General features: G+C 70.9%; 22 protein-coding genes. 12 read left to right on the forward strand and 10 right to left on the reverse strand.

All coding sequences use genetic code 11. The annotated features are described in order from the left end of the window. From ACFWP7_RS18375 to ACFWP7_RS18405, 7 genes are all read left to right on the forward strand, one after another. Nucleotides 1–1,688: SDR family NAD(P)-dependent oxidoreductase (locus tag ACFWP7_RS18375; RefSeq protein ID WP_384382565.1), on the forward strand; the 1,688-nt coding region annotated here is incomplete at its 5' end. Between the two features lie 5 nt (nt 1,689–1,693). Further along, nucleotides 1,694–6,220 carry a beta-ketoacyl synthase N-terminal-like domain-containing protein gene (locus tag ACFWP7_RS18380; protein ID WP_384382566.1) on the forward strand — a complete coding sequence of 1,509 codons (4,527 nt, stop codon included), beginning with the start codon at nt 1,694–1,696 and terminating at the stop codon, nt 6,218–6,220. After that, nucleotides 6,210–6,548, forward strand: coding sequence for a phosphopantetheine-binding protein (locus tag ACFWP7_RS18385; protein ID WP_384382567.1), 339 nt, complete (start codon nt 6,210–6,212; stop codon nt 6,546–6,548). Before ACFWP7_RS18380 ends, ACFWP7_RS18385 begins: the two co-directional genes overlap by 11 nt. A 2-nt stretch (nt 6,549–6,550) precedes the next feature. Continuing rightward, complete coding sequence (locus ACFWP7_RS18390) at nt 6,551–7,351, forward strand: alpha/beta fold hydrolase (protein WP_384382568.1); 801 nt, start codon at nt 6,551–6,553, stop codon at nt 7,349–7,351. Next, the gene (locus tag ACFWP7_RS18395) at nt 7,352–8,545 is read left to right on the forward strand and encodes a glycosyltransferase (RefSeq protein ID WP_384382569.1); all 1,194 of its coding nucleotides are present in this window, start codon (nt 7,352–7,354) and stop codon (nt 8,543–8,545) included. It begins immediately after the preceding gene. Continuing rightward, nucleotides 8,542–10,311, forward strand: coding sequence for an ABC transporter ATP-binding protein (locus ACFWP7_RS18400; protein WP_384382570.1), 1,770 nt, complete (start codon nt 8,542–8,544; stop codon nt 10,309–10,311). Before ACFWP7_RS18395 ends, ACFWP7_RS18400 begins: the two co-directional genes overlap by 4 nt. A gap of 117 nt (nt 10,312–10,428) precedes the next feature. Then, a complete protein-coding gene (locus ACFWP7_RS18405) occupies nt 10,429–11,535 on the forward strand; it encodes an LLM class flavin-dependent oxidoreductase (RefSeq protein ID WP_384382571.1) in 1,107 nt (368 codons plus the stop codon). On the opposite strand, the gene ACFWP7_RS18410 is transcribed toward ACFWP7_RS18405, so the two are convergent. From ACFWP7_RS18410 to ACFWP7_RS18430, 5 genes are all read right to left on the reverse strand, one after another. Further along, a complete protein-coding gene (locus ACFWP7_RS18410) occupies nt 11,523–12,329 on the reverse strand; it encodes a lysophospholipid acyltransferase family protein (protein ID WP_384382587.1) in 807 nt (268 codons plus the stop codon). The two genes, ACFWP7_RS18405 and ACFWP7_RS18410, sit on opposite strands and share 13 nt — an antisense overlap. Nucleotides 12,330–12,556: 227 nt before the next feature. Then, entirely contained in the window at nt 12,557–13,327 is a 771-nt protein-coding gene (locus ACFWP7_RS18415) for a GNAT family N-acetyltransferase (protein ID WP_384382572.1), read from the reverse strand. Between the two features lie 272 nt (nt 13,328–13,599). Beyond that, nucleotides 13,600–14,349 (reverse strand): succinate dehydrogenase/fumarate reductase iron-sulfur subunit, encoded by a 750-nt coding sequence (locus tag ACFWP7_RS18420; RefSeq protein WP_384382573.1) that lies wholly within the window; start codon nt 14,347–14,349, stop codon nt 13,600–13,602. Then, nucleotides 14,346–16,295, reverse strand: a complete 1,950-nt coding sequence (locus ACFWP7_RS18425; protein ID WP_384382574.1) for a fumarate reductase/succinate dehydrogenase flavoprotein subunit — start codon at nt 16,293–16,295, stop codon at nt 14,346–14,348. The genes ACFWP7_RS18420 and ACFWP7_RS18425 overlap by 4 nt, the downstream gene beginning before the upstream one ends. 2 nt (nt 16,296–16,297) lie before the next feature. Next, a complete protein-coding gene (locus ACFWP7_RS18430) occupies nt 16,298–16,969 on the reverse strand; it encodes a succinate dehydrogenase (RefSeq protein ID WP_384382588.1) in 672 nt (223 codons plus the stop codon). Nucleotides 16,970–17,089: 120 nt separating this feature from the next. Between ACFWP7_RS18430 and ACFWP7_RS18435 the strand changes: the two genes are divergently transcribed. After that, nucleotides 17,090–17,974 (forward strand): LysR family transcriptional regulator, encoded by an 885-nt coding sequence (locus ACFWP7_RS18435; RefSeq protein WP_384382575.1) that lies wholly within the window; start codon nt 17,090–17,092, stop codon nt 17,972–17,974. 109 nt (nt 17,975–18,083) lie between these two features. Here the strand turns inward: ACFWP7_RS18435 and ACFWP7_RS18440 are convergent, their stop codons facing one another. The 4 genes from ACFWP7_RS18440 to ACFWP7_RS18455 all read right to left on the reverse strand — a co-directional run bounded on the left by ACFWP7_RS18440 (nt 18,084) and on the right by ACFWP7_RS18455 (nt 22,808). Continuing rightward, a complete protein-coding gene (locus ACFWP7_RS18440; protein ID WP_384382576.1) occupies nt 18,084–18,476 on the reverse strand; it encodes a DUF4440 domain-containing protein in 393 nt (130 codons plus the stop codon). A 44-nt stretch (nt 18,477–18,520) separates the two neighbouring features. Then, nucleotides 18,521–20,656: a putative bifunctional diguanylate cyclase/phosphodiesterase gene (locus ACFWP7_RS18445; RefSeq protein ID WP_384382577.1), complete on the reverse strand. Its 2,136-nt coding sequence runs from the start codon at nt 20,654–20,656 to the stop codon at nt 18,521–18,523. After that, the gene (locus ACFWP7_RS18450; RefSeq protein WP_384382578.1) at nt 20,653–21,465 is read right to left on the reverse strand and encodes an SAM-dependent methyltransferase; all 813 of its coding nucleotides are present in this window, start codon (nt 21,463–21,465) and stop codon (nt 20,653–20,655) included. Before ACFWP7_RS18450 ends, ACFWP7_RS18445 begins: the two co-directional genes overlap by 4 nt. Nucleotides 21,466–21,875: 410 nt before the next feature. After that, nucleotides 21,876–22,808 (reverse strand): SCO0930 family lipoprotein, encoded by a 933-nt coding sequence (locus ACFWP7_RS18455; RefSeq protein ID WP_384382579.1) that lies wholly within the window; start codon nt 22,806–22,808, stop codon nt 21,876–21,878. Nucleotides 22,809–23,534: 726 nt separating this feature from the next. On the opposite strand from ACFWP7_RS18455, the gene ACFWP7_RS18460 reads away from it, so the two are divergent. The 3 genes from ACFWP7_RS18460 (at nt 23,535) to ACFWP7_RS18470 (ending at nt 25,215) form a co-directional block, all read left to right on the forward strand. Continuing rightward, complete coding sequence (locus tag ACFWP7_RS18460; RefSeq protein ID WP_384382580.1) at nt 23,535–23,663, forward strand: hypothetical protein; 129 nt, start codon at nt 23,535–23,537, stop codon at nt 23,661–23,663. A 15-nt stretch (nt 23,664–23,678) separates the two neighbouring features. Continuing rightward, complete coding sequence (locus ACFWP7_RS18465; RefSeq protein ID WP_384382581.1) at nt 23,679–24,443, forward strand: hypothetical protein; 765 nt, start codon at nt 23,679–23,681, stop codon at nt 24,441–24,443. A gap of 238 nt (nt 24,444–24,681) precedes the next feature. Then, nucleotides 24,682–25,215, forward strand: a complete 534-nt coding sequence (locus tag ACFWP7_RS18470; protein ID WP_384382582.1) for a hypothetical protein — start codon at nt 24,682–24,684, stop codon at nt 25,213–25,215. Nucleotides 25,216–25,303: 88 nt separating this feature from the next. On the opposite strand, the gene ACFWP7_RS18475 is transcribed toward ACFWP7_RS18470, so the two are convergent. Then, the gene (locus ACFWP7_RS18475; RefSeq protein WP_384382583.1) at nt 25,304–25,792 is read right to left on the reverse strand and encodes a hypothetical protein; all 489 of its coding nucleotides are present in this window, start codon (nt 25,790–25,792) and stop codon (nt 25,304–25,306) included. Between the two features lie 332 nt (nt 25,793–26,124). On the opposite strand from ACFWP7_RS18475, the gene ACFWP7_RS18480 reads away from it, so the two are divergent. After that, nucleotides 26,125–26,793, forward strand: coding sequence for a class F sortase (locus tag ACFWP7_RS18480; protein ID WP_384382584.1), 669 nt, complete (start codon nt 26,125–26,127; stop codon nt 26,791–26,793). Nucleotides 26,794–26,895 lie beyond the last annotated feature (102 nt).

The raw sequence follows: 26,895 nt of genomic DNA on the forward strand, positions 1-26,895 counted from the left end.
TCGACCTGGAGGCCGACCTCAGCGTCGACTCCATCAAGCGGGCAGAAATCGCCGGGGAGTTGGCGAGCAGGCTGGGCCTGACCGCGACCGGCGAGGCCGAAGTGGAGGAGCTGGCGAAGGCCCGTACCGCCGCCGCCATCACCGCGCTGCTGGCGGGCGCCCAGGGTGGGGCAGCCCCCGCCGAGGCACCGGCGGCAGTGACCGTCGCAACCGTGGTCGAGCCCGTGGAATCCGCTGCGGCCGGCTCGCCCGCCGTCGTGGTGGCTCCCAAGCGTCTCGTCATGCAGGAGTTCGACCTCTCCCCCGCCGTCCCGGCCGAGGGTGAGCTGACCGGCCGTAGCTTTCTGATCCTGGGCGAAGGACCGGTGGCCGACGCGGTGGCCGCCCTCCTCCCCACGCACGGAGCCAAGACCGTGACCGCCGACGAGCCTCCGGCCGGGCGCAGTTTCGACGGGCTGATCCACGTCGTCGCGGCGAACGGCGCGCTCGTCCTGCCGGATGTCTTCTCCGCCTACCAGCAGGTGCTCGCGGACAACCCGCGCTGGGTGCTGGCCGCCGGCGCCTCGGCCGGACTGCGTGGATTCTTCCGCTCGGTCGCCCGCGAGTACCCCGACACCGTCGCCCGGGTCGTCGAGCACAACCCCGGCACCACGCCTAAGGACATCGCCGCCGATCTCGTCGCCGAACTCACCGCTCCCGACCGCGAGCCGGTCGTCCTGCGCGCGCCAGGCACCCGCCGCGGACTGCGGATGGCCGAGGAGGGTCTGGGTCTGCTCGGCAGCACCGGTGCGGGTCCGGCCGGAGACGGCGCCGCCGAGGCGGCCGCACTCGGCCTCGACTCCGACTCGGTCGTGCTCCTGGTGGGCGGCGCGCGCGGGATCACCGCTCGCTTCGCCGCCACCCTCGCCGGGGCGAGCCGTTGCCGGATCGAACTGTTCGGCCGTACCCCCCTTGCCGAGGGCGCGGAGGACCCGGCCCTCGCCGCCGCGAGCACCGCGGGCGAACTGCGGACGGCGCTCATCGCGGGCGGCCTGCGGGTGCCCGCCGAGATCGAGCGGGCGATCGGCCGGATCCAGGCCGAACGCGAGGTGCGCGGCACGCTGCGCAAGCTCGCCGGGCTCGGCTCCCAGGTGCGCTACCGCGCCGTCGACGCACTGGACAGTGAGGCTGTACGGGGAGCGATCAAGGAGATCCACGCCGAGTACGGCAGGCTCGACGGCGTCGTGTACGCGGCGGGTGTGATCGAGGACAAGCTGATCGCGGAGAAGACCCCCGAGTCGTACGACAGGGTGTTCCGCACGAAGGTCGACGGGGCGCGTGAACTGCTCGACGCCATCGGCGAGTTGGCGGACGGGCCGCGGTTCGCGGTGCTGTTCGGCAGCATCGCGGCGACCCTCGGCAACCGCGGCCAGTCCGACTACGCCGCCGCCAACGACGCCCTGGAGACCCTCGGCACCGACTGGGCGTCCGACGGCGAGGGCCGCCGCGGGCTGACCGTCCACTGGGGCCCCTGGGCGCCGACGGGCGACGGCAACCACGGCATGGTCACGCCGGAGCTCATGCGGCACTACGCGAGCCGCGGTATCCAGCTCATCGATCCCGACGAGGGCACCATGAGCCTGCTGCGCGAACTGGCCTGGGGCCCCGAGGGCGACACCGCCGTCGTCTACACCGCCTCCGGCTGGTGAACCTGATGACAGGATCACGCGCCGAACCCATCGCCATCGTCGGGATGTCGGTGCTCTTCCCCGGCGCCCCCGACCTCGCCACGTACTGGCAGAACCTGGTCGCCGGCACGGACGCCATCACCGAGGTCCCGCCGGGCCGCTGGGACGTCGAGGAGCACTACGCTCCCGGCGCCGAGCCGCGCGCCGACCGCGTCTACTGCCGACGCGGCGGCTTCGTGGACGAGCTGGCCGAGGTGGACGTCACCGAGTTCGGGATCATGCCGGCCGCGGTGCCGGCCACCGAGCCCGACCAGCTCATCGCGCTGAAGGTGGCCGCGCAGGCCATCGCCGACGCGGGCGGCGCGGACCGGCTGCCCGTCGACCGGCACCGGATCGGCGTGGTGCTCGGCCGGGGCGGCTACCTCACCCCCGGCCTGGTCAGGCTCGACCAGCGGGTCCGCACCGCGAGCCAGCTGGTACGGACCCTGGGCGAGCTGCTGCCCGACCTGGGCGCCGACCAACTGGAGGCGGTACGGCAGGCGTTCACCGACCGGCTCGGTCCTGAGGCGCCAGAGTCCTCGATCGGGCTCGTGCCCAACCTGGCCGCGTCCCGGCTGGCCGGGCGGCTCGACCTGCGCGGTCCGGCGTACACCGTGGACGCCGCCTGTGCCTCCTCGCTCATCGCCGTCGACCAGGCGGTGCGCGAACTCGCCAGCGGGCGGTGCGACGTGATGCTCGCGGGCGGGGTGCACCACTGCCACGACATCACCTTCTGGAGTGTGTTCAGCCAGCTCGGGGCGCTCTCGCCGAGCGAGCGCATCCGGCCGTTCCACAAGGGTGCGGACGGTGTGCTGATCGGTGAGGGCACCGGCGTCGTCGTCCTCAAACGGCTCGCCGACGCCGAGCGCGACGGCGACCGGATCTACGCCGCCATCACCGGGACCGGCATCGCCTCCGACGGACGTACGACCAGTCTGATGGCCCCCGACTCCGGCGGCCAGGTCCGCGCGGTGCGGCAGGCCTGGGAGGCCGCCGGGCTCGACCCGGCGGCGCCCGGTTCGATCGGGCTCCTGGAGGCGCACGGCACCGCCACCCCGGCCGGTGACGGGACCGAACTCACCACGCTGGCCGAGGTGTTCGGGCCGCCGCCGGAGGATGTGAGCGCGGACCGGCCGCCGGCCGTCATCGGCTCGGTGAAGTCGATGATCGGCCACACCATGCCCGCCGCGGGCGTCGCGGGGCTCGTCAAGGCCGCCCTCGCCGTCCATCACGGCGTGCTGCCGCCGACCCTGCACTGCGAGGACCCGCATCCGGGGCTGGCCCGCACCCGGTTCACCCCGATCGACACCGCCCGCCCGTGGCAGGCCGACGAACGGCAGCCCGTACGCCGCGCCGCCGTCAACGCCTTCGGGTTCGGCGGCATCAACGCGCACGTGGTGATCGAGCAGGTCGAGGCGAAGCCGGTGGCCAGGCCCGCCGAGGTCTACGAGCCGGAGCCGGTGCTGCGGCTGACCGCGCCGACGACCGAGGCGATGGCCGCGCTGCTGGACCGCGACGACGCCGCGGTCCTCGCGGCCGGTCTCGACGAGCGTGCGGTCGCATCGGGCTCCGACCCGGTACGGCTCGCGATCGTCGGACCCACGGCGAAGCGGCTGGCGCTGGCGCGGAAGGCGGTCGCCAAGGGCAAGGGCTGGCGCGGCCGCAACGACGTGTGGTTCGTGCCGCGCCCGCTCCTCGGCCCCGGCGGCGGGAAGCTCGCGTTCGTCTTCCCGGGCCTTGAGGCCGAGTTCACGCCCAACTCCTCGGACATCGCACGGCACTTCGGGCTCACCGCCGTCGCCGAGGCCACCGTCGGAGACGTGGGCCGCCAGGGCACCGGCGTCTTCGAACTGGGCCGGCTCCTGGACACCGCGCTGCGCCGGCTCGGTGTCGTGCCCGACGCGCTCGCCGGGCACAGCCTCGGCGAGTGGACGGCGATGGCCGCCGCCGGGATCCACGCGCCGGACGAGGTCGACGCCTTCCTCGCCGGCTTCGACCCCGACTCGCTGAGCGTCCCCGGCCTGGCCTTCGCCGTGGTCGGCGCCCCGGCGGAGCAGGTGCTTGCGGAACTGTCCGGCCAGAGTGACGTGGTGCTCTCGCACGACAACGCGCCCAACCAGTCGATGATCTGCGGTCCGGAGACCGTCGTCACCGAACTCGTCGAGCGGTTCCGTGCCCGGGCGGTGATCTCGCAGATCCTGCCGTTCCGTTCCGGCTTCCACACGCCCATGCTGAAGCCGTATCTGGATCCGATCAGGGAGGCGGCGGAGACCTACTCCCTGCACCCGGCCAAACTGCCGCTGTGGTCCGCGACGACCGTCGCCCCCTACCCGGCCGAACCCGACGCGATCCGCGACCTGTTCGTCCGTCATCTGCTGGAGCCGGTCCGCTTCCGGCCACTGGTCGACACCATGTACGAGGCGGGCTTCCGGGCCTTCGTCCAGCTCGGGGCCGGACAGCTCGGCTCGCTCATCGACGACACACTCAATGGGCGCGACCACCTGGTCGTCCCCGCGCACTCGCCGCACCGCTCGGGGCTCCCCCAACTGCACCGGGTGGTGAGCGCGTTGTGGGCGGACGGTGCGGAGCCTCAGCCGGCACTGCTGCTCGGCGCGGCCAGGACCGCGGCTCCTGTGCGGCGGAGCCGCCCGATCAAGCTGGACCTCGGGGGCGCGTCGGTCTCCCTCGACACGGAGACGCGTCGGCGGGTGGGAGCGGCGCTGCACCGGACGCCCGTTCCGCAGACGAGCCTGGACCTGGCCGGACTCGGCGAACAGGGCGCCCTGGGTGCGGAGTTGACGGCACTTCTGCGCGACGCCAGCGCACTCGCCTCGGACGTGGTGACGGCGAGCCGACGCAGACCCGGCACTGCCGCGCCCGGCCGTTCCGCCCCCGCCGTTCCGGTTCCCCGGCCTCGTGCCGTCCACCCGGCCGAGGCGGATCCCCGACCCCGTCCCGTCCACCCTCCCGAACCTCTCGAAACCACCCTCCACGTCTCCGTCGAGACCATGCCGTACCTCCTGGACCACTGCTTCTTCAAGCAACCCGCGCAGGCCGAACCGGCCGACAGCTGGCCCGTCGTCCCCGGCACCACGGTGATCGCCCACCTCATGGACTTCGCCGAGCGGGCCGCGCCCGGCCGGCGCGCGGTGGCCGTCCACGACGTACAGCTGAACCAGTGGGTCACCGCCACCCCGTCGGTCGACATCCCGGTACGGATCGTGCCCGAAGGCCCGGACCGGGTCACCGCCTCGCTCGGCCCCTACGCGAAGGCCGTCGTCGAACTCGCCGCCGATCACGGGCAGTTCACGCCCGCCGCACCCTGGACCTTCCCCGCCGCACAGGAACAGAAGCCCGACTTGACGGCGGCGGAGCTCTACACCCGCCGCTGGATGTTCCACGGGCCGCGGTTCCAGGGTGTGAGCGAGCTGACGGCCATCGGCGACCGGCATGTGCGTGGCCTCCTCGTCACCCCGCCCGCGCCCGGCGCGCTGCTGGACAACGTGGGGCAGCTGCTCGGCTACTGGATCATGTCCAGACTTCCGGTCCGCACCACGGTGTTCCCGGTCGGCATGAAGGAGATCCGCTTCCACGGACCGCATCCGGCCCCCGGCGAGGAGCTGGAGTGCCTGATCAAGATCACGTCCGTCACCGATGCCGCCCTCGAAGCGGATATGCAGCTGGTCCACCGGGGCCAGGTGTGGGCGGAGTTCACCGGCTGGCAGGACCGCCGTTTCGACAGCAATCCGCGGATCCGCGCGGTGGACCGGGAGCCCGAGCTCAACACCCTTTCCCTGATGCAGCCCGGCGGCTGGGCGCTGGTCCACGAGGAGTGGCCCGACCTGGCCACCCGTGAACTGATCATGCGGAACATCCTGGCGGGCGAGGAGCGCGAGCAGTACGCGACCCACGCACCGCGCGGCCGACGCCAGTGGCTGCTGGGACGGATCGCGGTCAAGGACGCGGTGCGCCACCTGATGTGGGACGGCGGCGCGGGCCCGCTGTTCCCCGCCGAGTTGCGGGTCGGCAACGACCCGACCGGCAAGCCCTTCGTCACCGGCGGCTATGGCAAGAGCCTGCCCGCACTGCACGTCTCCCTCGCCCATCGGGGCGAGACCGCGGTGGCGATGGCCAGGACCGACGGGCCCTGCGGCATCGACATCGAGGAGATCACCGACCGCCCCGAGGGCACCCTCGTCGTCGCGCTCACCCCGCACGAGCGCGAGCTGCTCCGGGCACTCTCGCAGGACACCCCGGAACGACTCTGGTTCACCCGGTTCTGGGCCGCCAAGGAAGCCGTTGCAAAGGCGCGCGGCACCGGACTCGGCGGCGAGCCCAAACAGTTCGAGATCACCGCGGCGGACGGCGCCCTGCTGACCGTACGCACCGCGGGCGAGGAGTACCTCGTGCGGTATCGCGAGCTGACCACCCCCCAGCCGGCCGGCCAACCCGGCAAGGAGTACGTCGTCGCCTGGACGGCCGTCAATGATCAGGAGAACGCAGATGACCACTGAACTCACCGAACTCGAAGGCACCGTGCGCCTGGCCGCCCCCGACGAGGCGACCGCGCTGGCGGACATCTCGGCCATCCTGCGCACCGTGCTGGAGGAGTACGGGCTCGACGACGCCGAGATCGCCCTGGAGACGTCCTTCCACGACGACCTGGAGCTGGAGAGCATCGACCTCGTCACGCTCTCCGCCCAGCTGCGCGAGTTCTACGGCGAGCGCGTCAACTTCGCCGCGTTCATAGCCGACCGCGGCCTGGAAGAGATAATCGCCCTGACCGTCGGCGACCTCGTCGGCTACGTGGTGGGCTCCCTCGCCGTCGCGGAGGTGGGCTGACCATGCCCACGATCCACGTCAACGGAATCGACGTCCACGTCCAGCGTCTGGGCCACACCGGTGACGTGCCGCGTCCCGTCGTCGTCCTCATCCACGGTCTGCTCATCGACAGCCTCGCCAGCTACTACTTCAGCCTCGCCCCGCAGCTCGCCGAAGAAGGCATGGACGTCGTGATGTACGACCTGCGCGGGCACGGCAAGACCACCAGACCGGCGACCGGCTACCGGATCGAGGACTTCGTCACCGACCTGGACGAGCTGCTCGACGCGCTCGCCATCGACCGTCCGGTGCACCTCGTCGGCAACTCCTTCGGCGGCGCCGTGGCGTACGGCATGGCCGCCGCGCACCCCGAGCGGGTCGCCAGCGTCGTCGCCATCGAGGCCGAACCGCCCGCCCGGCCCTGGGCGCAGAGCATGTACGAGGGCCTGGTCGGCGAACAGGGCGGCCTGGTGGTCCAGGAGGTCACCGAGTGGCTGCGGGACAACCCGGGCGAGCGCAACGCCCGGCCGTTCCGGGCCGCGGGCAGGGTGCTCGACGAGACCGACCTCGCCCAGGAGATCCCGCGGAGCGACCTCATCGACGAGGACCTGTCCGCGATCCGCTGCCCGGTCTTCGCCGTCTTCGGCGGCGCGTCCAAGCTCTCCGCACAGACCGCGATGCTGGAGGCCTCACTGGCGGACTGCCGTACCGTCGTGCTGCCCGACCGGGGTCACTCGGTGCTGGTGGAAGCCACCAAGGAGACGTACATCCTGGTGCGCGACTGGCTGTTCAGCCAGACGCACGCCCTGCGGGAGGCCCGCTAGATGGGCAGGTTCCTCTTCGTGGTGCCGCCGCTGGTCGGGCACGTCAACCCGGCGGTGGGCACCGCGGCGATGTTGGCCGCCCGCGGGCACGACGTCGCCTGGGCGGGTCACCCCGAGCTGATCCGGAGCCTCGCGGGGGCCGACGCCGTCGTGTTCCCGTGCGCGTTGCCCGAGGACACGCTGTCCCGGCCCGCCGAGCTCAAGGGCCCCGCCGCCTTCCAGTTCCTCTGGGAGAGCTTCCTGATCCCGCTCGCGGACGCGATGGCGCCCGGCGTGCGGGCGGCGATCGAGGCGTACGGTCCCGATGTCGTCGTCACCGACCAGCAGGCGGTGGCGGGCGCGCTGATCGCCGAGTCACTGGGACTGACCTGGGTGACCTCGGCCACCACCTCCGCCGAACTGATCGACCCGCTGGCCGGCATGCCCAAGGTCGCGGCCTGGCTGGACGGACTGCTGGCGGACCTGCGCGCACGGATCGCGGACGGCTCGGGCACGGCGGATCCCCGTTTCTCGCCGCACGGCGTGCTCGCGTACACCACACGCGCACTGCTCGGCCCGGCCGAACTCCCTGACCAGGTCTGGCTGGTGGGCCCGTCCATAGCCGCCCGCCCGGCAGGTCCCGATGAGTTTCCCTGGACCTGGCTGGAGGAGTCGGCGCTGCCCACCGTCCTCGTCAGCCTCGGCACCGCGAACACGGACGCGGGTGTGCGCTTCCTCAACACGGCCGTGGCGGCGCTGGCCGGGATGGCGGACCGAGTGCGTGCCGTGCTCGTCGATCCCGGCGGGGTCGTCGAAGGCCCCGTCGCCGACAACATCCTGGTGCGCCCGCACGTGCCTCAACTCGCGCTGCTGGAACGGCTCGACGCCGTCGTCTGCCACGCGGGACACAACACCGTCTGCGAGACGCTGTGGCACGGCGTCCCCCTCGTCGTCGCCCCCATCCGCGACGACCAGCCGATCGTGGCCGGTCAAGTCGTCGATGCGGGAGCCGGAGTTCGGCTGCGCTTCGGGCGGGCCGACGCGGCGAAGATCGCTGCCGCGGTCGAGACCGTGCTAGACCCCTCCGGCGGTCACCGCAAGGCGGCCGAGGAGATCGGGGAGTCCTTCCGGGCAGCGGGCGGCAGCGCGGCCGCCGCCACCCGGCTCGAAACACTGCTGGCCGAAGTGGCCGCGACCGGAGTACGAGGCGCATGACCGAGAACAGCCCGTCCATCGCCCAACCAGGCACCCCCTCCGGCTCGTTCGGCGCCCTCATCGGCTACGCGAAGCCGCACTGGCGGGTGTTGCTCCTCTCCCTCGTGCTCACACTCCTCGCCAGCTTCTCGGGTCTGGTCCAGCCGAAGTTCGCCCAGGCGATCCTGGACCGGCTCGACGAGGGCGCCGACGTGGCCGAGCCGGTCGCGCTGCTCGCCGCGTTCCTGGCGGTCGGCGCCCTGCTCACCGGCATCAACGCCTGGCTCCAGCAACGGACTTCGGAACGGGTGGTCCGCGAGGTCAGGACCGGTCTGGTGCGTCGGCTGATCCGGCTGCGGGTCTCCGAGCTCGACCAGCGGGCACCCGGCGACCTCATCGCCCGCGTCACCTCCGACAGCACGCTCCTCAAGAGCGCCGCCACCGAGGGCCTGATCATGACGGTGAACGGCGTACTGACCTTCGCCGGGGCCCTGTTCATGATGGCGACGCTGGACGTACGCCTGCTGGGTGTCACCTTCCTCGTCCTGTGCCTGGTCGGCATCGTGATCACGATGATCCTGCCGCGGATCAAGGCCGCGGTGGCCCGCTCGCAGACGTCCGTCGGTGCGGTCGGCGCGGTGCTCGACCGCACCCTCGGCGCGGCCCGCACGGTCAAGGCCAACGGCGCCGAGGGCCGCGAGACGCGTGCCGCCGAGGAGGCGGTCGACGAGGCATACGCGGCCGGACTGGTCGGCGCCCGCTACAGCGCCCTGGTCACGATGGTCGGCGGCGCATCCATCCAGACCGCGTTCCTCGTGGTACTCGGCGTCGGCGGAGCCTTCGTCGCGAACGGCACCATGTCCGTCTCCGAGCTGATCGCCTTCCTGCTGTACGTGTTCTTCCTGGCGAGCCCCGTCTCCCAACTCGTCGGCGGCGCCGCCCAGCTCCAGCAGGGGCTCGGCGCGGTGGGCCGGATCCAGGAGGCAACCGGACTGCCGATCGAGGAAGACATCGACTCCCCCGCGGTCACCGCCTTCGGCCCCCCGCCGGACATCGAGCTGACCGACGTCGAGTTCACCTACCCCGGCCGCCCCCCGGCGCTGCGCGGCGTGAGCTTCACCGTCCCCGGCGGCACCCAGACCGCGCTGGTCGGCCTGTCGGGCGCCGGCAAGACCACGCTCTTCTCTCTCCTCCAGCGCTTCTACGAGCCGACCGCGGGCTCGATCAGGATCGGCGGCCAGGACATCTCCACCCTGCCGCGCGGCGAGGTACGACGCCGTATCGCGTACGTCGAGCAGGACTCCCCCGTCATGTCCGGCACCCTGCGCGAGAACCTGCTCTACGCAGCGCCTGAGGCCACCGCCGAGGAGCTGTCCGAGGTTCTGGCCGTCACCCGCCTCGACAGCCTGGTGGCCCGCCTGCCCATGGGCCTGGACACGGCGGTGGGCCCGCGTGGCGTCACGCTCTCCGGCGGTGAACGCCAGCGCCTCGCCATCGCCCGCGCACTGCTGCGCCGCCCCCAGGTGCTGCTGCTCGACGAGGCGACGGCCCAGCTCGACGCCCGCAACGAGCAGGCACTGAGCGAACTGGTCGGCCGTACCGCCGGGCAGTGCACGGTCCTCCTCATCGCGCACCGGCTGTCCACGGTGACCGGGGCCGACCAGATCGTGGTCCTGGAACACGGTGACGTCCGCGCGATCGGCACCCACCGCACCCTCGTCGACGACGACGAGCTCTACCGGGAACTCGCGGCGACGCAGCTCCTGGCGGCCGAACCCCAGGTGTAAGGGCCGACTCTTGGCTGCCGAACCTCAGGTCTGAGGGTCGGCGGCGGGGAAGCTCCGGCGGACATCCGTGGTTGACGTCCCTGACGACGACAACGACCGAACTCCGCCGGAGCACTCATGCCGAGCCCGCACCAGCCCCCCACCGCACCGGGGCCGCGCTCTGAAGCCGTGCGCTTCTCCGTGCTCGACCGCTCCCGCACCCGCGAAGGGCACGCCACTCCCGAGGCCCTGCGGGACACCGTACGGCTGGCTCAGGACCTGGAGGCGCTCGGCTACCACCGCTTCTGGGTCGCGGAGCACCACGGCGTGCCGGGAGTCGCCGGGTCCGCCCCGACCGTACTGGCCGCCGCGGTCGCCGCCGCCACCCGCAGGATCCGGGTCGGCACCGGCGGGGTGATGCTGCCGAACCACCAACCGCTGGTCGTGGCCGAACAGTTCGGTGTCCTGGAGTCCTTGTTCCCGGGCCGGATCGACATGGGCCTGGGCCGTTCCGTCGGCTTCACGGACGGGGTGCGCAAGGCGCTCGGCCGGGAGAAGGACGACGCCGAGGACTTCGCGGCACAGCTCGCCGAACTCCTCGACTGGTTCCGCGGCACGTCGTCGACCGGCGTCCACGCCCGCCCCTCCGAAGGCCTGACCGTGCCTCCCTTCGTACTCGCCATGGGCGAGGGCGCCACCATCGCGGCGCGGGCCGGCCTGCCCATGGTCATCGGCGACCTCAGGGACCGCGACAGGATGCGGCGCGGGATCGACCGATACCGCGAGGCGTTCCGCCCCTCCGTCTGGGCCCCGGAGCCGTACGTCGTGATCTCCGGCACGGTCGCGGTCGCCGCGACCCCGCAGGACGCCCGCCGCCTGCTCCTCCCGGAGGCCTGGTCGATGGCGTACTCCCGCACCCATGGCACCTTCCCGCCCCTGCCGCCCGCCGAACGGGTCGAGGGCCTGCCGATGACCACCAAGGAGCGGAGCTTCTACGAGTCCGGCCTCACCGGTCACATCACCGGCACGGAGGAGCAGGTGGCCCACGATCTGGAAACCCTCATCAAGGAAACCGGCGCCCAGGAAGTCCTGGTCACCACCAGCACGTACGACCGGGAAGCCCTCCTGGACTCGTACCGGAGGCTCGCGCGGGTCGCGGGACTGACGGCGGCCCAGGGTCGTGCCGTCGTACTCCCCACGGACCACGACGGCCCCTTCTCTCGCGCGCTCTGTCAATCCCCGTAGGGATGAGCGTGCGGACCCGGTGACCGCAGTCCTCCTTGCGCGGCGCGGGCCAGATCGCGGCGGTCGGTGTGGTCTGCCGGTGCGAGTACGGGTCGCAGGCTTAGCTCGGCCACCAGGGCCCGGGCCGCGACGACCCGCCACACCGAGGTGAGCAGGGAATCGCTGCCGACGAACGCGGGCGCGGTGCTCGCCGCTCCCCCGGCCAGGCGGTAGTGGATGCGTACCGGCTGGACGGGCACCTCGGCGTCGAGCGCGGCCTGGAAGACGGCCCGCCGGAAGTAGCCCTGAGCCCGGCCGCACCAGGTGCTGCCTTCGGGGAACACGATCGTGGTGGACCCGGCGCGGAGGGTGTCCGCGATGCGCGCGACCGTCTGCGGCAGTGCGCGCAGCCGGTCGCGCTCGATGAACAACGCGCCGCTGCTCGCGGTCAGCGCGCCCGCCACGGGCCACTGCCGGATCTCGGCCTTGGCGATCATCCGCCCGGGACGGACCGCGGCTAGCAGTGGGATGTCCATCCAGGAGATGTGGTTGGCGACCACCAGCAGGCCGCCGGTGGGAGGAGTGGAACCGGTGATCCGCAGACGCACGCCCGCGGCCCGGACCATCGTCCGGCACCACATCCTGATGAGCCGGTCGCGCGGCGCGGCCTGGATCCTGCCGACGACCGGGATCAGCACGATCCCGAAGGTGAGCACGAACAGGAGCGTGGCCAGCCGCAGTACGGCGAGCGGTACGGCGGCCGTCGACCCCGTGGAGTCCACGCAGCGGTGCGGGGTGCACGGGGCGCTTGGCAGCCAGGCGCTGGTGGGCGTCCGGACGGGCCGGAAGGTGACCGGCCGTACGTCGGCCCGGCGAGGCGACGGCACCTTCGTGGTGCCGGCCGGGAAGGCCGCCGTGGCAACAGCCGGATTGACGACTGGCGCCGTGTCACGGCGAGGACGCAGGATCAGGCCCACCCCGGACGCACGGATGACCCCGTTGCGGGTGGCGGCGCCTGTGACGCCGGTGCGGGAGGCGTTCATCAGGCCGGTACGAGCGAGAGGAAGTGCCGCAGATAGCGCGGGTTGACCTTGCGCATCGACAGCAGCACATACAGGTCGGCGACACCGAAGTCCGCGTCGTGCGCGGGCTCCGCGCACACCCAGGCACCGAGGCGCAGATAGCCGCGTAGCAGCGGAGGCAGTTCGGTGCGCGCCGGCCGGGCGACGCCCTCGGCGCTCCAGGGCAGCAGCGGCCGTACGCGGTACTCCTCGGGCGCGAGGTGCTTGGCCTTGACGCGGTCCCAGGTGCCCGCGGCGAGCGGGCCGCCGTCGGCGAGCGGGATGGAGCAGCAGCCGGCCAGCCACTCGTGGCCGCCCTCGACCATGTAGCGCGCTATCCCGGCCCAGATGAGACCGATGACGGCGCCGTCGCGGTGGTCGGGGTGCACGCAGGAGCGGCCGACCTCGACGAGCCCGGAGCGGATGGCGGCCAGCGGGCCGAGGTCGAACTCGTTCTCCGAGTAAAGGCGTCCGGCGACGGCGGCCCGCTCGGGCGGCAGCAGGCGGTAGGTTCCGACGACCTGACCGCTCACCTTGTCGCGGACCATGAGGTGATCGCAGTACGCGTCGAAGGCATCGATGTCGAGACCCGGTTGCGGGGTGGTCAGCAGGGCGCCCATCTCCCCCGCGAACACGTCGTGACGCAGCCGCTGTACGGCGCGGACGTCGTCCTCGTCGCGGGCAAGGGTCACGGTGTAGCGGGTGGGGGCGGTCGACAGTGGGGGGCTGTCGAGCGTGGATACGCCGGTCATGGCACTCTCCTGGTCACGGGCCGGTTCGGCGGAGCGGTGGCAGCCCGGATCTGTTCGGTCTGCGCGCTCCTGTTCTTCCGACGCCGGTTGGCCTGCGCGTGACCTGTGCCGAGAGTCAGGATGTGAGGATGCTGAATGGCAGGGGACGGCCGGGACGAGCACTCCTGCGGAATCCACCCATCCGGAGATGCACCGCAGAAGCGAGACGGGACCGGGGCTGAGCACCACCCCCGGTCCCGCCCGTCCGCACATTGACGGCGAACGTCGTACGGCTACCGCTTTCCCGACTTCCGGGTCGCGCGCAGCCACTCCTTGTTCATCCCGGTGATGGACACCAGCGGGATCCCCTTGGGGCAGGCGGTCGCGCATTCTCCGGCGAGAGTGCAGCCGCCGAAGCCCTCGTCGTCCATCCGCGCCACCATGTCGAGGACGCGGGTCTCGCGCTCGGGCGCACCCTGCGGCAGCACGTTGAGGTGGTTGATCTTCGCCGAAGTGAACAGCATCGCGGCGCCGTTGGGGCAGGCCGCGACGCAGGCGCCGCAGCCGATGCACTCGGCGTGCTCGAAGGCGAAGTCGGCGTCCGGCTTGGGCACGGGCGTCGCGTGGGCCTCGGGTGCCGCGCCCGTCGGGACGGTGATGTAGCCGCCGGCCTGGATGATCCGGTCGAAGGCCGACCGGTCGACGACGAGATCCTTCACCACCGGGAACGCCGACGCGCGCCACGGCTCGACGTCGATGGTGTCGCCGTCCTTGAAGGACCGCATGTGCAGCTGGCAGGAGGTCGTGCGCTCGGGGCCGTGCGCGTCGCCGTTGATGACGAGTGAGCAGGCGCCGCAGATGCCCTCGCGGCAGTCGTGGTCGAAGGCGACGGGGTCCTCGCCCTTGAGGATGAGTTCCTCGTTGAGGGTGTCGAGCATCTCCAGGAAGGACATGTCGGCCGAGATGTCGTCCACTTCGTAGGTGGACATCGCGCCGTCGGCGTCGGCGTCGCGCTGCCGCCAGACGCGCAGGGTGAGCTTCATGCATAGCTCCGCTGAGTGGGGTGGACGTACTCGAAGACCAGGTCTTCCTTGTGCAGGACGGGCGCGTCGCCGGTGGTGGTGAACTCCCAGGCGGCCGCGTAGGAGAACTCCTCGTCCTTGCGGGCCGCTTCGCCTTCCGGGGTCTGGGACTCCTCGCGGAAGTGCCCGCCGCAGGACTCGGACCGGTTCAGGGCGTCGAGGCACATGAGCTCGGCGAGCTCCAGGTAGTCGACGATCCGGTTGGCCTTCTCCAGCGACTGGTTGAACTCCTCGCCGGTGCCGGGCACCTTGATGCGCCGCCAGAACTCCTCACGAATCTGCGGGATGCGCTCAAGTGCCTTGCGCAGCCCGGTCTCGGTGCGGGCCATGCCGCAGAACTCCCACATGAGTTCGCCGAGTTCACGGTGGAAGGAGTCGGGGGTGCGGTCGCCGTCGACGGCGAGGAGCAGCCGCAGCCGGTCCTCGGTCTCGGCCAGCACCTCCTGGACGTCGGGGTGTTCGTCGGTGACCGCCTCATGGTGGGGGTTGCGGGCGAGGTAGTCGTTGATGGTCGACGGCAGGACGAAGTAGCCGTCGGCGAGACCCTGCATCAGGGCCGAGGCACCCAGCCGGTTCGCGCCGTGGTCGGAGAAGTTGGCCTCGCCGATCGCGAACAGGCCCGGAATCGTGGTCTGGAGGTCGTAGTCGACCCACAGTCCGCCCATCGTGTAGTGCACGGCGGGGTAGATCCGCATCGGCACGGTGTACGGGTCCTCGGCGGTGATCCGGGCGTACATGTCGAAGAGGTTGCCGTACTGCTCCTCGACCTTGGCCCTGCCCATCCGCTGGATGGCGTCGGCGAAGTCGAGGTAGACGCCCTGGCCGCCGGGGCCGACACCGCGCCCTTCGTCGCAGACGTTCTTGGCGGCCCGGGAGGCGATGTCGCGGGGCACGAGGTTGCCGAAGGCGGGGTAGATGCGCTCCAGGTAGTAGTCGCGCTCGTCCTCGGGGATCTCGTTCGCGGGGCGGGTGTCGCCCTGCGCCTTCGGCACCCAGATCCGGCCGTCGTTGCGCAGCGACTCGCTCATCAGGGTGAGCTTCGACTGGTGTTCGCCGGTGCGCGGGATGCAGGTGGGGTGGATCTGTGTGAAGCAGGGGTTGGCGAAGTAGGCGCCGCGCCGGTGTGCCCGCCAGATCGCGGTCGCGTTGGAGTTCATGGCGTTGGTCGAGAGGTAGAAGACGTTGCCGTAGCCACCGCTGGCCAGGACGACGGCGTCCGCGAAGTACGTGTCGATCTTCCCGGTGATCAGGTCGCGGGCGACGATTCCCCGTGCCCGGCCGTCGACGACGATCACGTCGAGCATCTCGGTCCGCGCATGCATCTCGATGTTGCCTGCGGCGATCTGCCGCGACAACGCCTGGTACGCGCCGAGAAGGAGCTGCTGGCCCGTCTGCCCGCGGGCGTAGAAGGTCCGGGACACCTGGACGCCGCCGAAGGAACGGGTGTCGAGGAGGCCGCCGTACTCGCGCGCGAAAGGCACGCCCTGGGCGACGCACTGGTCGATGATCTCGACCGAGATCTGCGCCAGCCGGTGGACGTTGGACTCCCGCGCCCTGAAGTCCCCGCCCTTCACGGTGTCGTAGAACAGCCGGTGCACGGAGTCCCCGTCGTTGCGGTAGTTCTTCGCCGCGTTGATGCCGCCCTGCGCAGCGATCGAGTGGGCCCGGCGGGGCGAGTCCTGGTAGCAGAACTGCACGACGTGGTAGCCCTGTTCGGCGAGCGTGGCACCGGCGGAGCCGCCCGCGAGGCCCGTGCCGACCACGATCACCGTCTGCTTGCGGCGGTTGGCGGGGTTGACGAGCCGGGCCTCGAAACGGCGAGTGTCCCAGCGCTCGTCGACCGGGCCCTGCGGGGCCTTGCCGTCGACGACCGGCTCACCGGTCGCGAAGTCCGCGTAGGAGGTCATGGTCAGCTCACCAATCCGGTCATGACGCCGACGGGTACGGCGAGGAAGCCCGCCGTCAGCACCAGTGCGAGGCCGTTCGCGACGGTCTTGAGGGCGCGGTCGCGGGAGCGGCTGCCGGCGCCCAGCGTCTGTGCGGCGCTCCAGAAGCCGTGCCGGATGTGCAGGCCGAGCGCGAGCATCGCGACGATGTAGACGGTGTCGCCGTACCAGGTCGAGAAGGTGTCGATGACGTTCTGGTACGGGTGTCCGGCCTGGAAGCCGTCCGGGTGCACGGTGCCGGTCGTCAGGTCGAGGATGTGCCAGACGATGAAGAGGCCGAGGATGATCCCGCCCCAGCGCATGGTGCGGGTGGCGTAGGTGGCCCGCTTCTTCTTGTGGACGTAACCACTGGGGCGCGCCCTGATGTCGCGGCGACTGAGTTGGTACGCCGCGGTGGCGTGCGCGACGACGGCCACGACGAGGACGACGCGGATGATCCACAGCGCCCACTCGTAGTGCAGGAAGGGCTCGCCGAGGGTGCGCAGCCAGTGTGCGTAGTGGTTGAACTCGCCCGGCCCGAAGAAGATCTTCAGATTGCCGAGCATATGGACGACCAGGTACAGCAGCATGATCAGGCCGCTGACGGCCATCACGGTCTTCTTGCCGAGCGACGAGTCCCACACGGTGCGCGTCAGGGACGGTTTTCGGTCCGTCCGCGTTGCCAGTGCCATGTCCCGCACGCTAGGGCCGAGGAGGGTGATCGGTCCAAGACATGGTCCGGCTCATTTCCATAGGCGTGCCCTATCGTGGCTGGTGTGCAGTTCCAACAGCTTCAGTACTTCGTGGCCGTCGCCGAGACCCGGCACTTCACCCGGGCCGCCGAGCTGGTCCATGTCGCGCAGCCGTCGCTCTCCCAGCAGATCAAGTCGCTGGAGCGCGAGCTGGGGGCGGATCTGTTCCTGCGGGCGCGGGGCAACATCACGCTCACGGACGCCGGGGAGGCACTCCTTCCGCTGGCCCGCCGCATCCTCGCCGACGCGGACACCGCCCGGCACGAGGTGCAGGAGCTGGCCCAGCTGCGCAGCGGCCGGGTCCGTCTCGGCGCGACTCCGAGCCTGTGCACGGGCCTGCTCCCGGACGTGCTGCGCGCCTTCCACGACCGCTATCCGGGCATCCAGCTGCTGATCGAGGAAGGGGGTTCCCACGATCTCGTACGGGAACTCGCGCGCGGCGCCCTCGACCTCGCCCTGGTGGTGCTGCCCCTGCCCCAGCCGTCGCCGGCCCTGACCACGGTGGAGCTGCTGCGCGAGGACCTGGTGGTGGTGTCGTCACCGGCCGCGCCCGCGCCCGGGTGGGGCCGCAGCACCGTACGCGTCTCCGACCTGGAGAGCGAACGCCTTGTGATGTTCCGGCACGGCTACGACCTGCGCGAACTGACGGTCGCGGCCTGCCGCGCCGAGGGCTTCGAGCCCGACTTCGCCGTCGAGGGCGGTGAGATGGACGCGGTCCTGGGCTTCGTCCGGGCGGGGCTCGGCGTGGCCGTCGTCCCCCGCATGGTCGCCACCCGTTCCGGGCGCGGGCTGCGGGTGACTCCGCTGGCCCGGCCCGGACTGCACCGCACGATCGCGCTGGCGCACCGCAGCGATGTGGCTCCGCCGCGGGCGGCCCGTGAGCTCCAGCGGATGCTGCTGGAGCGGTGACGCTCCGCTGGAAGCCGGGTCCCCGGTAACGCCGTACCTCTCAGCGCCGTCCGGGTCCGCGGGTTGTTCGTGGCTGGGCGCGCAGTGCCCCGCGCCCCGTTCGAGACGCTCAGGCGAGATCAGGCGGCACCGGCGTGCCCTGGTGGTAGTACATCCGCCAGCCCGTTTCCCTGTCGCGCCTGCGCCACAGCGAACTGCGGCGGGCGTGCCGGCCGTCGAAACGCGTCTCGTACGTGAGGTGCACCAGGCCGGGGGCCAGTACGACGCCCGTGATGTGCGACGGTTCGTAGCGGGGGCCGTCCGCCGAGCTGCCCGGATGGTCAGCGAGCTCGGCAGCCATCTCGTCATACGTGTAGCGCCGACCCGAGGAGCCGACCTCGACGAACTCCGGATCGAGCAGCGCGGCGGCGAGGCCGCGGGAGGCTCGGACGGCGGGGTCCATGAGGCGCCGCTCGGCCTTGATCGCCTCGTTCACGTCGTCAGTTTCCTGGGTCACGCGCATATCCTCGCGCGTGACCCACGTACCCCCGCAACCGAGTTGTGCCGTCAGCTGATCGCGTCGACCAGTGCCAGATCGTGCAGCCGGTCCGGCGGGCCCGGCCGGGCGTAGTACCAGCCCTGGGCCGTGTCACAGCCCAGTATCCGCAACTGCTCGGCCTGGGCGCCGGTTTCCACGCCCTCGACCGTGACCGCGAGGTCGAGGCTGTGGGCCAGCGTGACGATGCCCTCGACGATCTTCAGGTCGGTCGGGTCAGCGGGGAACCGCTGCATGCTCTGGGTGAAGGACCGGTCCAGCTTGAGGACGCTGACCGGGAGGCGGCGCAGGTTGGCGAGGTTGGAGTAGCCCGTGCCGAAGTCGTCCAGGGCGATGTCGACGCCCATCTCGGCCAGCCGGCGCAGCGGCTTGAGGAGATCGTCGTCCGCGCCGATCAGCGCGGACTCGGTGACCTCCAGGCACAGTCCGTCCGGGTCGAGCCCCGACCGCTCCAGGATGTCGACCGTGTCCTGGACCAGGCCGGGGTGGGTCAGCTGGCACGGCGAGAGGTTGACGTTGATGCGCAACGAGCCTGCGTCGGAGTGCCGTTCCTGCCAGAGGCGGGCCTGGCGGACCGACTGCTCCAGGACCCAGCGGCCCAGCGGCACGATCAGTCCGGTGTGCTCGGCGAGCGGGATGAACTGGTCCGGGCCGAGGACGCCGTGCTGCGGGTGCAGCCAGCGGACCAGCGCCTCGGCGCCCCGCACGCTGCCGTCACCGAGGTGGACCAGGGGCTGGTACTCGATGAAGAACTCGCCCCGTTCCAGGGCGGCCGGGAGCGCCGTGGTGAGCCCGTGCCGCGTGATGGCGCGGGCGTCGGCCTCGGGGTCGGCGAGCTCGAAGCGGTTGCCGCCCGCGGACTTGGCCCGGTACATGGTGATGTCCGCGCTGCGCAGCACCTCCGCGGGGCCGCGCTCCCCGGCGGGACCCTCGACGACGCCGATGCTGCCGCGCACCGTCAGGTCACGCCCGTCGATGCTGATCGGGGTGACCAGCGCGTTCATGATGCGCCCGGCGAGTTCGTCGACCTCGCGCTCGGTGTCGGGTCCGGTGGTCAGCGCCACGAACTCGTCGCCGCCGAGACGGGCGACCATCTCGCCGGTGGCCGTCGCGCAGGACTGCAGCCGGTCGGCGACCTCGACGAGCAGCCGGTCGCCGGCCGCGTGCCCGAGGCTGTCGTTGATGGTCTTGAAGCCGTCGAGGTCGAGATAGCAGAGCCCGAAGCGCTGACCGTCGCCCGCGGACAGCGCCTTCTCCAGGCGCTCGAAGAACAGGGTCCGATTGGGCAGCCCGGTGAGCGCGTCGTGGGTGGCCTCGTAGCGCAGCCGCAGATTGAGCAGCCGCCGCTCGGTGGTGTCCTCCATGAGCGCGAGCTGGTACTGCGGTACGCCGTCCGCGTCCCGCAGCAAGGAGACCGTCAGATTGGTCCACAGGGCCGTGCCGTCGGGGCGGTAGAAGGCCTTCTCGACGTGGTAGTGCTCGCGCTCGCCACGGACCAACTCCTCATACAGCGGCCATACTTGGGGAGCATCATCGGGGTGCGTCCACTCCGGGACCCGGCGGCCGCGCATCGACTGCTCGGAGCCGCCGAACATGCGCAGCAGCGCTCCGTTGACCTGGAGGACGTTGCCTTCGAGGTCGGCGATGCCGATCCCTATGGCCGCGCCCTCGAACACCGCACGGAAACGGGCCTCGCTCGCGTGCAGCGCCTCCGCCACCAGACTGCGGGCGTTCAGTGCGGCCCGGGAGATGGCCTCCTGCTCGGCCAGCGTCCGCTCCCGCAGCGCATGCGCGAACCCGGCGGCCATGGCGTGCTGCAACCGCACCGAACGGGTCCGCAGCGCCTCCTGGGGCCCGTCCTCGCCGCAGTAGAGCACCAGATAGGCGTCGACACAGTCGAGCGTGCGGCTGAGTGCCTCCGGGTCGGTGCAGTGCGCGTCGATGAGCGCGGCTCCGACCGCCTGGCCCTCGGCGCCCTCGAAGGTCCTGGCCAGCAGCGCGTCGCTCAACCGGCGGGCGAGCGGCAGCAGTTGGACCTCGAACTCGAGCCTGGTCAGCGACGTCGAGGTGACCGGAAAGACCGCCCGGCTCCAGATCGTCGCGAATCTGCGGAGTCTGTCCTCCGGCCCGTCCGGTTCGGCGGTCACGATGTGCGTCCCACGCCGGCGAATCCGGAGAAGGAATACGGATCCTCGTCCTCCGGTGCCGTGTCGGGCCGCCACTTCGGCATCGGCACCAGTCCCGGTTCCACCATGTCGTACCCCTCGAAGAACCGCGCGACGTCCTCGCGCGAGCGCATGATCAGCGGGTTGCGGATGTTCTTGTACACGTCGACCGTGCCCTCGGCCTGTTCCTGGAGAAGGGGGATTCCCTCGTACGAGGCGTGCGTGACGACGAGCAGGCTGCCCGGCGCGAGCGCGTCGCGCAGCTCGGCCACCGCTCCGTACGGGTCGTCCGCGTCCTCCACGAAGTGAAGTATGGCAACGAGCAGGAGGGCGACCGGCCGGTTCAGGTCGATCAGCCGCTGAACCTGGGAACTCGCCAGGATCTCCCGGGGCTTGAGCAGATCGGCGGCGAGAACGTCCGCGTCCTCGTTGCCCTCAAGGACGGCCTGGCTGTGCGCGACGGCCACGGGGTCGTTGTCCACGTACACGACACGCGCGCCGGGTCTGGACTCCTGCGCGATCTCATGAACATTGCCGAAGGTCGGGATACCGGAACCGATGTCGAGGAACTGGGTGATGCCCTCGCCCGTCGCGAAGCGCACCGCGCGGCGCATGAACGCCCGGTTCGCCTGCATGATCTTGGGAAGTCCCGGCATGAACCCCATCGCCTTGCGGGCCGCCTCCCGGTCGACCTCGAAGTTGTGCGAACCGCCCAGGTAGTAGTCGTATATGCGGGACACGCTCGGCACCGAGATGTCAATGCTCCGAGGGGCCCAGGCGGGACGCTCCATCTATCTCTCCAAGGCGTAGACGACGGCGTAGGCGATCCGGTGTTCGAGCTGAGGCTACTGATCGCCCGCCAAAGGAGCGAGCCAAAACGGAAATTGACCGTCCGTTCCCGGTCACTGCCTCCGGCAAGTGCCGAATTGGCGCCCCGTGATCAGCCTTCGAACACGCCGCCCGCGTAACCGGGAAATCGCTCCGAAGCATTCCAAACGGGCCCCGGGGAGTTACGAAGAGTCGCCGGGGATCACCTCACCCGGGCACGCCAAGTGGTCCGCTCCCTCCGTGCGGTACGGAGGGAGCGGACCTGGGTCGCGCGCGCTTTTTCTTCTCTTCCGGCACTCCAGCCTGTCTGTGTCCACTCCCTTCCACGTTCCGCGGGTGCCCGGGTGAGGCGATCGAACCCTGGGGAGGTGATCTACTGCGCCGGCGCGCCGACCAGCTTTCCTGCGGGCGACACGGCGTACCAAGTGCCGCCTACGCCCTGGCCGTTGGTGTCTCCGGGAGCCTCGTCACCGGAGAAGGTGTAGATGGGCCAGCAGTCGAGGGCCATCTGCTTGGCGCCGTCCGACCGGGTGAAGGGCATCAGGCCGTCCGAGTCGATGTCGAGACCCTTGGTGTCGGCCTCCTCGACCGGCGCGACCGCCGGCCACTTCTCCAGGCAGGCGCCGGTGCACGCCGAGATCGAGTCGGGCCAGGCCGTGTCCTTGGTGAAGCGGTAGACCGTCAGGCCGTTCTTGTCGACGACGATCTCGCCGAGCTTCGCGTCCTTCCGGGTCGACAGGCCGGGCAGGTCGGCCAGGGTCGCCTTCTTGCCGGTGGGGGCCGACGCGAACCAGGTCTCGCCCACTCCCTGTCCGATGGTGTCACCGGCCTTCGTGTCCTTCGCGTACCGGTACATCGGCCAGCCGCCGACGGTCAGCTGCTTGCTGCCGTCGGCCCGGGTGACCTCGCCCAGAAGCGCCGCGTCCACACCGGTGGCGGCCGTGGCACCGTCCGCCGGAACCGGCGGCCAGGCGGTGGCGCAGTCGCCCTCACAGGTCGACTTCGGCGGCTCGGCCGTGTCCTTGTCGAAGCGGTAGAGGGTGAACCCGGCATTGTCGGTGAGGACCTCGCCGAGCGTCGCGTTCTTCGCAACGGTGAGCGCACCCGCGGACTTCGCCTGGGTGGCGGCAGCGCCGACTCCCGCCGGGCTCGGGCTGGACAGTCCGTAGTCGCCCGCGGCCGCGGTGGCGCCGACGTTCTGGCCCACGGTCGACTGGGTGCCCTGTTCCTGACCGCACGCCGTCGTGAGCGCCAGCATGGCCGCAGCTGTCGCTACGAGCGAGGCGCTCCGCCAGGAGGTCTTCATTTGGTAACTCCCGCTGTCGCAATAGATGTTGCGGCGCCCTGCTGCGCCGCGCATGGCCATAGGTACGGGCGGGGGTGGCGGGAATGTTCAACCACCCCTCAAATTTCTTTCCGAACCCTGTGCCCCGGCGGCCCCGCACCACGAGATCGCACACCCGTTCCCCTCCGATGGCGTTTCCCGCTCGACCCGTCAAACCGCCCGGACGCGGACATCCCCCATTCGGGGTAACCCTTCTCAGCCAGCTCCTGCGCGGCCCCGGAACGACCGATGATCGCCGTCGTGCATGGACCCAAGCGGACTTGGTCCGCCCTCGTCATACGGGCATCGGCGCTGCTGACGCTTGCCTGGATTCTCAGCGGAACCGCGGGGAGCCCGGCGGTCGCCGACTCCTGCGCGTACGCCTCCGTCGGCCCCGACGGCACCGGCGCGGTGGCGGTCGCCGGCAAGGGCACCTGCCCGAGCCCGCCCCCTCCCCCGCCGTGCCCCAGCCCGAGCCCGAGCCCCACCCCGACACCGACACTCGAACCCCCGCCACCCCCCAAGCCACCGCCGCCCCCCACACCCACACCGACGCCCAAACCGCCACCGCCACCCTCACCCCCACCTTCGGCGCCACGGCCCGTCGCGCCAAAGCCGGTACCGGCACCCACACCCCCGCCTACGCCTACGCCTACGCCAAAACCGACACCCACTCCGAGCGCCCACCCCAAGCCCTCGCCGACACCGGTGAGTTATCCGGCGTACCACGCCCAGCCGCGGCGGCACCCGCCCCGCGGCGGACCGTCCCTGGTCTCGCTCACCCTGCTGATCACCGCGCCCGCGGTGCTCGCCGTCGCGGCGCTGCGCCCGCGCTGATTTCTGGAGGCATCCTTGTCGGAATGGCTTGTTCTCGCCCTCGCGATGGGCGCCGCATGCGTCGTCGTCCTCATCGTGACCCTCGTACGCCATCGCACGGCCCGCGAGGACGAGGATCCGTCCGAGACCCCGGACGTCATCGAGTACATGACGATGATGATCGGCGTGGTTTACGCCATCGTCCTCGGTCTGGCGATCGCCGGTGTCTGGGAGGGCCGTGGCGTCGCCCAGGACCATGTGCAGACGGAGGCCCAGGCCCTGCACGAGATCTCACAGCGGGTCCGCGTCTACCCGCCCGACGTGCGTGACCGCATCCGCGGCGACATCGACGCGTATGTCGGCTACGTCGTCAGCACCGAGTGGAAGACCATGGCGGACCAGGGCCGGGTGACCGTCAAGGGCGGCCGGCTCTTCGATCGCATCCGTGCCGATGTCACCGACTACGAGCCGACGACGGACTTCGAGGCCCAGGCGTACCAGCCCCTCGTCGACCAGGTCACCGTGGCCGACGCCGCACGGAACTCCCGCGCCGACTCGACGGGGGCGACCATGCCGGGCGTGGTGTGGTTCGGTCTGACCACCGGCGGCGTGGTCACCGTGGGGATGGTCTTCGCGCTGCAGATCCGGCGCACCCTGCGCGAGCTGATCCTCGCCGGGCTCTTCTCCTCGCTGATCGCCTTCCTGCTCTTCCTCATCTGGGACTTCGACGCGCCCTACAGCAGGGGGATCACGGCCTCGGCCGAACCGTTCACGGCGCTGTTCCCGAACCTTCCCGGTTGACGGACCCTCAGCAGGGTTTCCGGGACCGGGTTACCCGGCCGGGGGACGGATGCCACGCCGCGTCCGTCCCCCCGCCGCACGCACTCCGTCCCCTGTGCGGCCCACACGGTTGCCCCATTCGCGCGACAGCGATCGCGCTCGGGCCCGGCCTTTCCTAGCGTTTCGATCATCGAGGTGCATTTCTGGCGCAAGCGGAAAAGGTCCGCAGCAAGGCTCCTCGGGGACCTGGAGGCTCACCATGCGCGCGATACGCGTCGCTTCGGCCGCACTGCTGGGCGTCACCGCCCTGACCTTCACCGCACCCGCCGCCTTCGCGGGCGACGAGAACAACAACGTCACCCCCTTCGGTTTCAGCGTGCAGCCCTCGACCGTCGCCGCCGGTGGCCAGGTCTCCCTGCTGCTGAAGAGGGACGGGGGCTGCCGGGGACGCGCCACGGTCACCTCGGGTGTCTTCGACACCGTCACCATCCAGCAGAGTCAGTCCTCGGCCACGGCCACGGTCGACTGGGACGCCAAACCGGGTGCCGTGTACGAGGTCACGTTCACGTGTGACGGCGTGAGCGGTCACACGGATCTCACCATCGCCACCGGGCGTTCCGGCGACTCGACCCACAACCCCGTCCCTGTGCAACGGGGCGTCAGGGCCGGTGTCGGCGGCACCGTCGGCGGCTTCGACCTGAAGGAGGTCGGCCTGGGAACCGCGCTCATCGCGGGTTCCGTCGGCGCGGCGTGGTACATGTCGCGCCGACGCACCTCGGCCGACGACTCCTGACGGCACGGCACAGCCCTTCGCCCCGGACCCTTGAGGGAGGGTCCGGGGCGAAGGGCTGTGCTGTGCGGATTCCGGAACGGAGACCTGGTCAGATCCTCTTCTCTGACCTGCGCCGCATCCAGAACACCCCGCCACCGATGGCCGCAGCGGCCACGAGCCCGCCACCGATCGCCATGTCGGTGGGCGTGGCACCGCTGGAGCTGCTGCCCCCGAGACCACCACGCACACCACCGATGACGGTGAAGGCCGCGGGACGGGTCAGGGTGCCCGTCCCGGTGCAGTTGACCGAGATGTCGTACGAGCCGGGGCGCGCGTTCCGGTCGATGGTCGCCGTTCCGCTCGACGTCTCGTTGCTGCTGGTGAGGTGGGAGAGGGTCGCCTGCCGGAACGCGGGCGAGGTCATGGTGCCACCTTTGGGGCACCCGTCGACGGTCACGGTCAGCTGGCCGCCGCTGGCGATGACGCTGGGCATGGCGACGATGTTGCTCGGGTTGTTCCACGCCGCGGCCATCGGAGCGGCGAGCCCCACCGCGGCGACCGCGGCGGCACTGACCGCCAGGGCACGAGTAGTACGCATGTGATCCTCCGCGGAAGACGCCCCGGGAACCGTCCCCGGTCGATCGGCGAGAAAGCGCCTCCCAGACAGACCCTCAGATGCCTTGCACAGAGCCGCATTTCGAGAATGGTCCGTCCTGGTGAGAGGACACGCCGAGAGAATTCCACACAATCGGATATTGCCGCAGGTCACGGACCGTCAGAAAATTCCTGGCCGCGGCAACTCGGATGGCTCATGAAGGGTGTACTCCACCACCCGTTCGCCTTTGTCCCGTCGCCCGCCGGGCGTGCTGCACTTAGCGTTCTCATATGCGCGACGGACGCGGCGACGGCCGCGTCGAGAGGGGATTGCACATGTCTGCGTCCGAGCTGGTCGAAGAGGAGGAGCAGCGGCAGAAGAAGCGCGCCCCCTGGGGCGTGATAGCGCTTGTTCTGCTGACCGGCCTCGCTCTGATCCGCAATGGTTCCGGTGAGTTCGACATGGGCCCGCCGCAGCCCGCGTCGGCGGCTGCGGCGGACAGCAACCGCTCGCCGGGCGGCACCTTCTCAAATCTGCCGGCCCCGCTGCCGTACTCCGTGGCCGAGCGGGTCAGGATCCCGGCGATCCGGGTCGACGCGCCGGTCATGCCGGTGGGCCTGGACCTGGACGGGTGGGTCGACGCGCCGCCGCCCGACGACCCGAACCTCGCGGGCTGGTTCACCGGCGCGGTCTCGCCCGGCGAGAAGGGCACGGCCGTGCTCGACGGCCATGTGGACAACATGCGCGGGCCCGCCGTTTTCTACGGGCTCGGGGCGCTCGAAAAGGGAAACCGGATCGAGGTACAGCGCAAGGACGGGAAGACCGCCGTATTCGAGATCTACGGCATCGAGGTCTTCGAGAAGAGCAACTTCCCCGGCGACCGCGTGTACGGCAGCAAGGGTGCTCCCGAATTGCGGGTCATCACCTGCGGGGGCGGTTTCTCCAAGCAGCACGGCTACGACGGAAACGTCGTCGTGTTCGCCCGCCTGGCCGAGGTTCGCTGAGCGTTCCCCGGCCGGGCGGGCGAAAGCCCGTGGAACCCCGCCCCGCCCTAGGGCCTGTTTGAGATGTTGATCAAGGTCGTGAAACGATCTTCGGATGGCTCG

It is taken from the genome of Streptomyces sp. NPDC058470 (assembly GCF_042721055.1).
Lineage (GTDB): Bacteria > Actinomycetota > Actinomycetes > Streptomycetales > Streptomycetaceae > Streptomyces.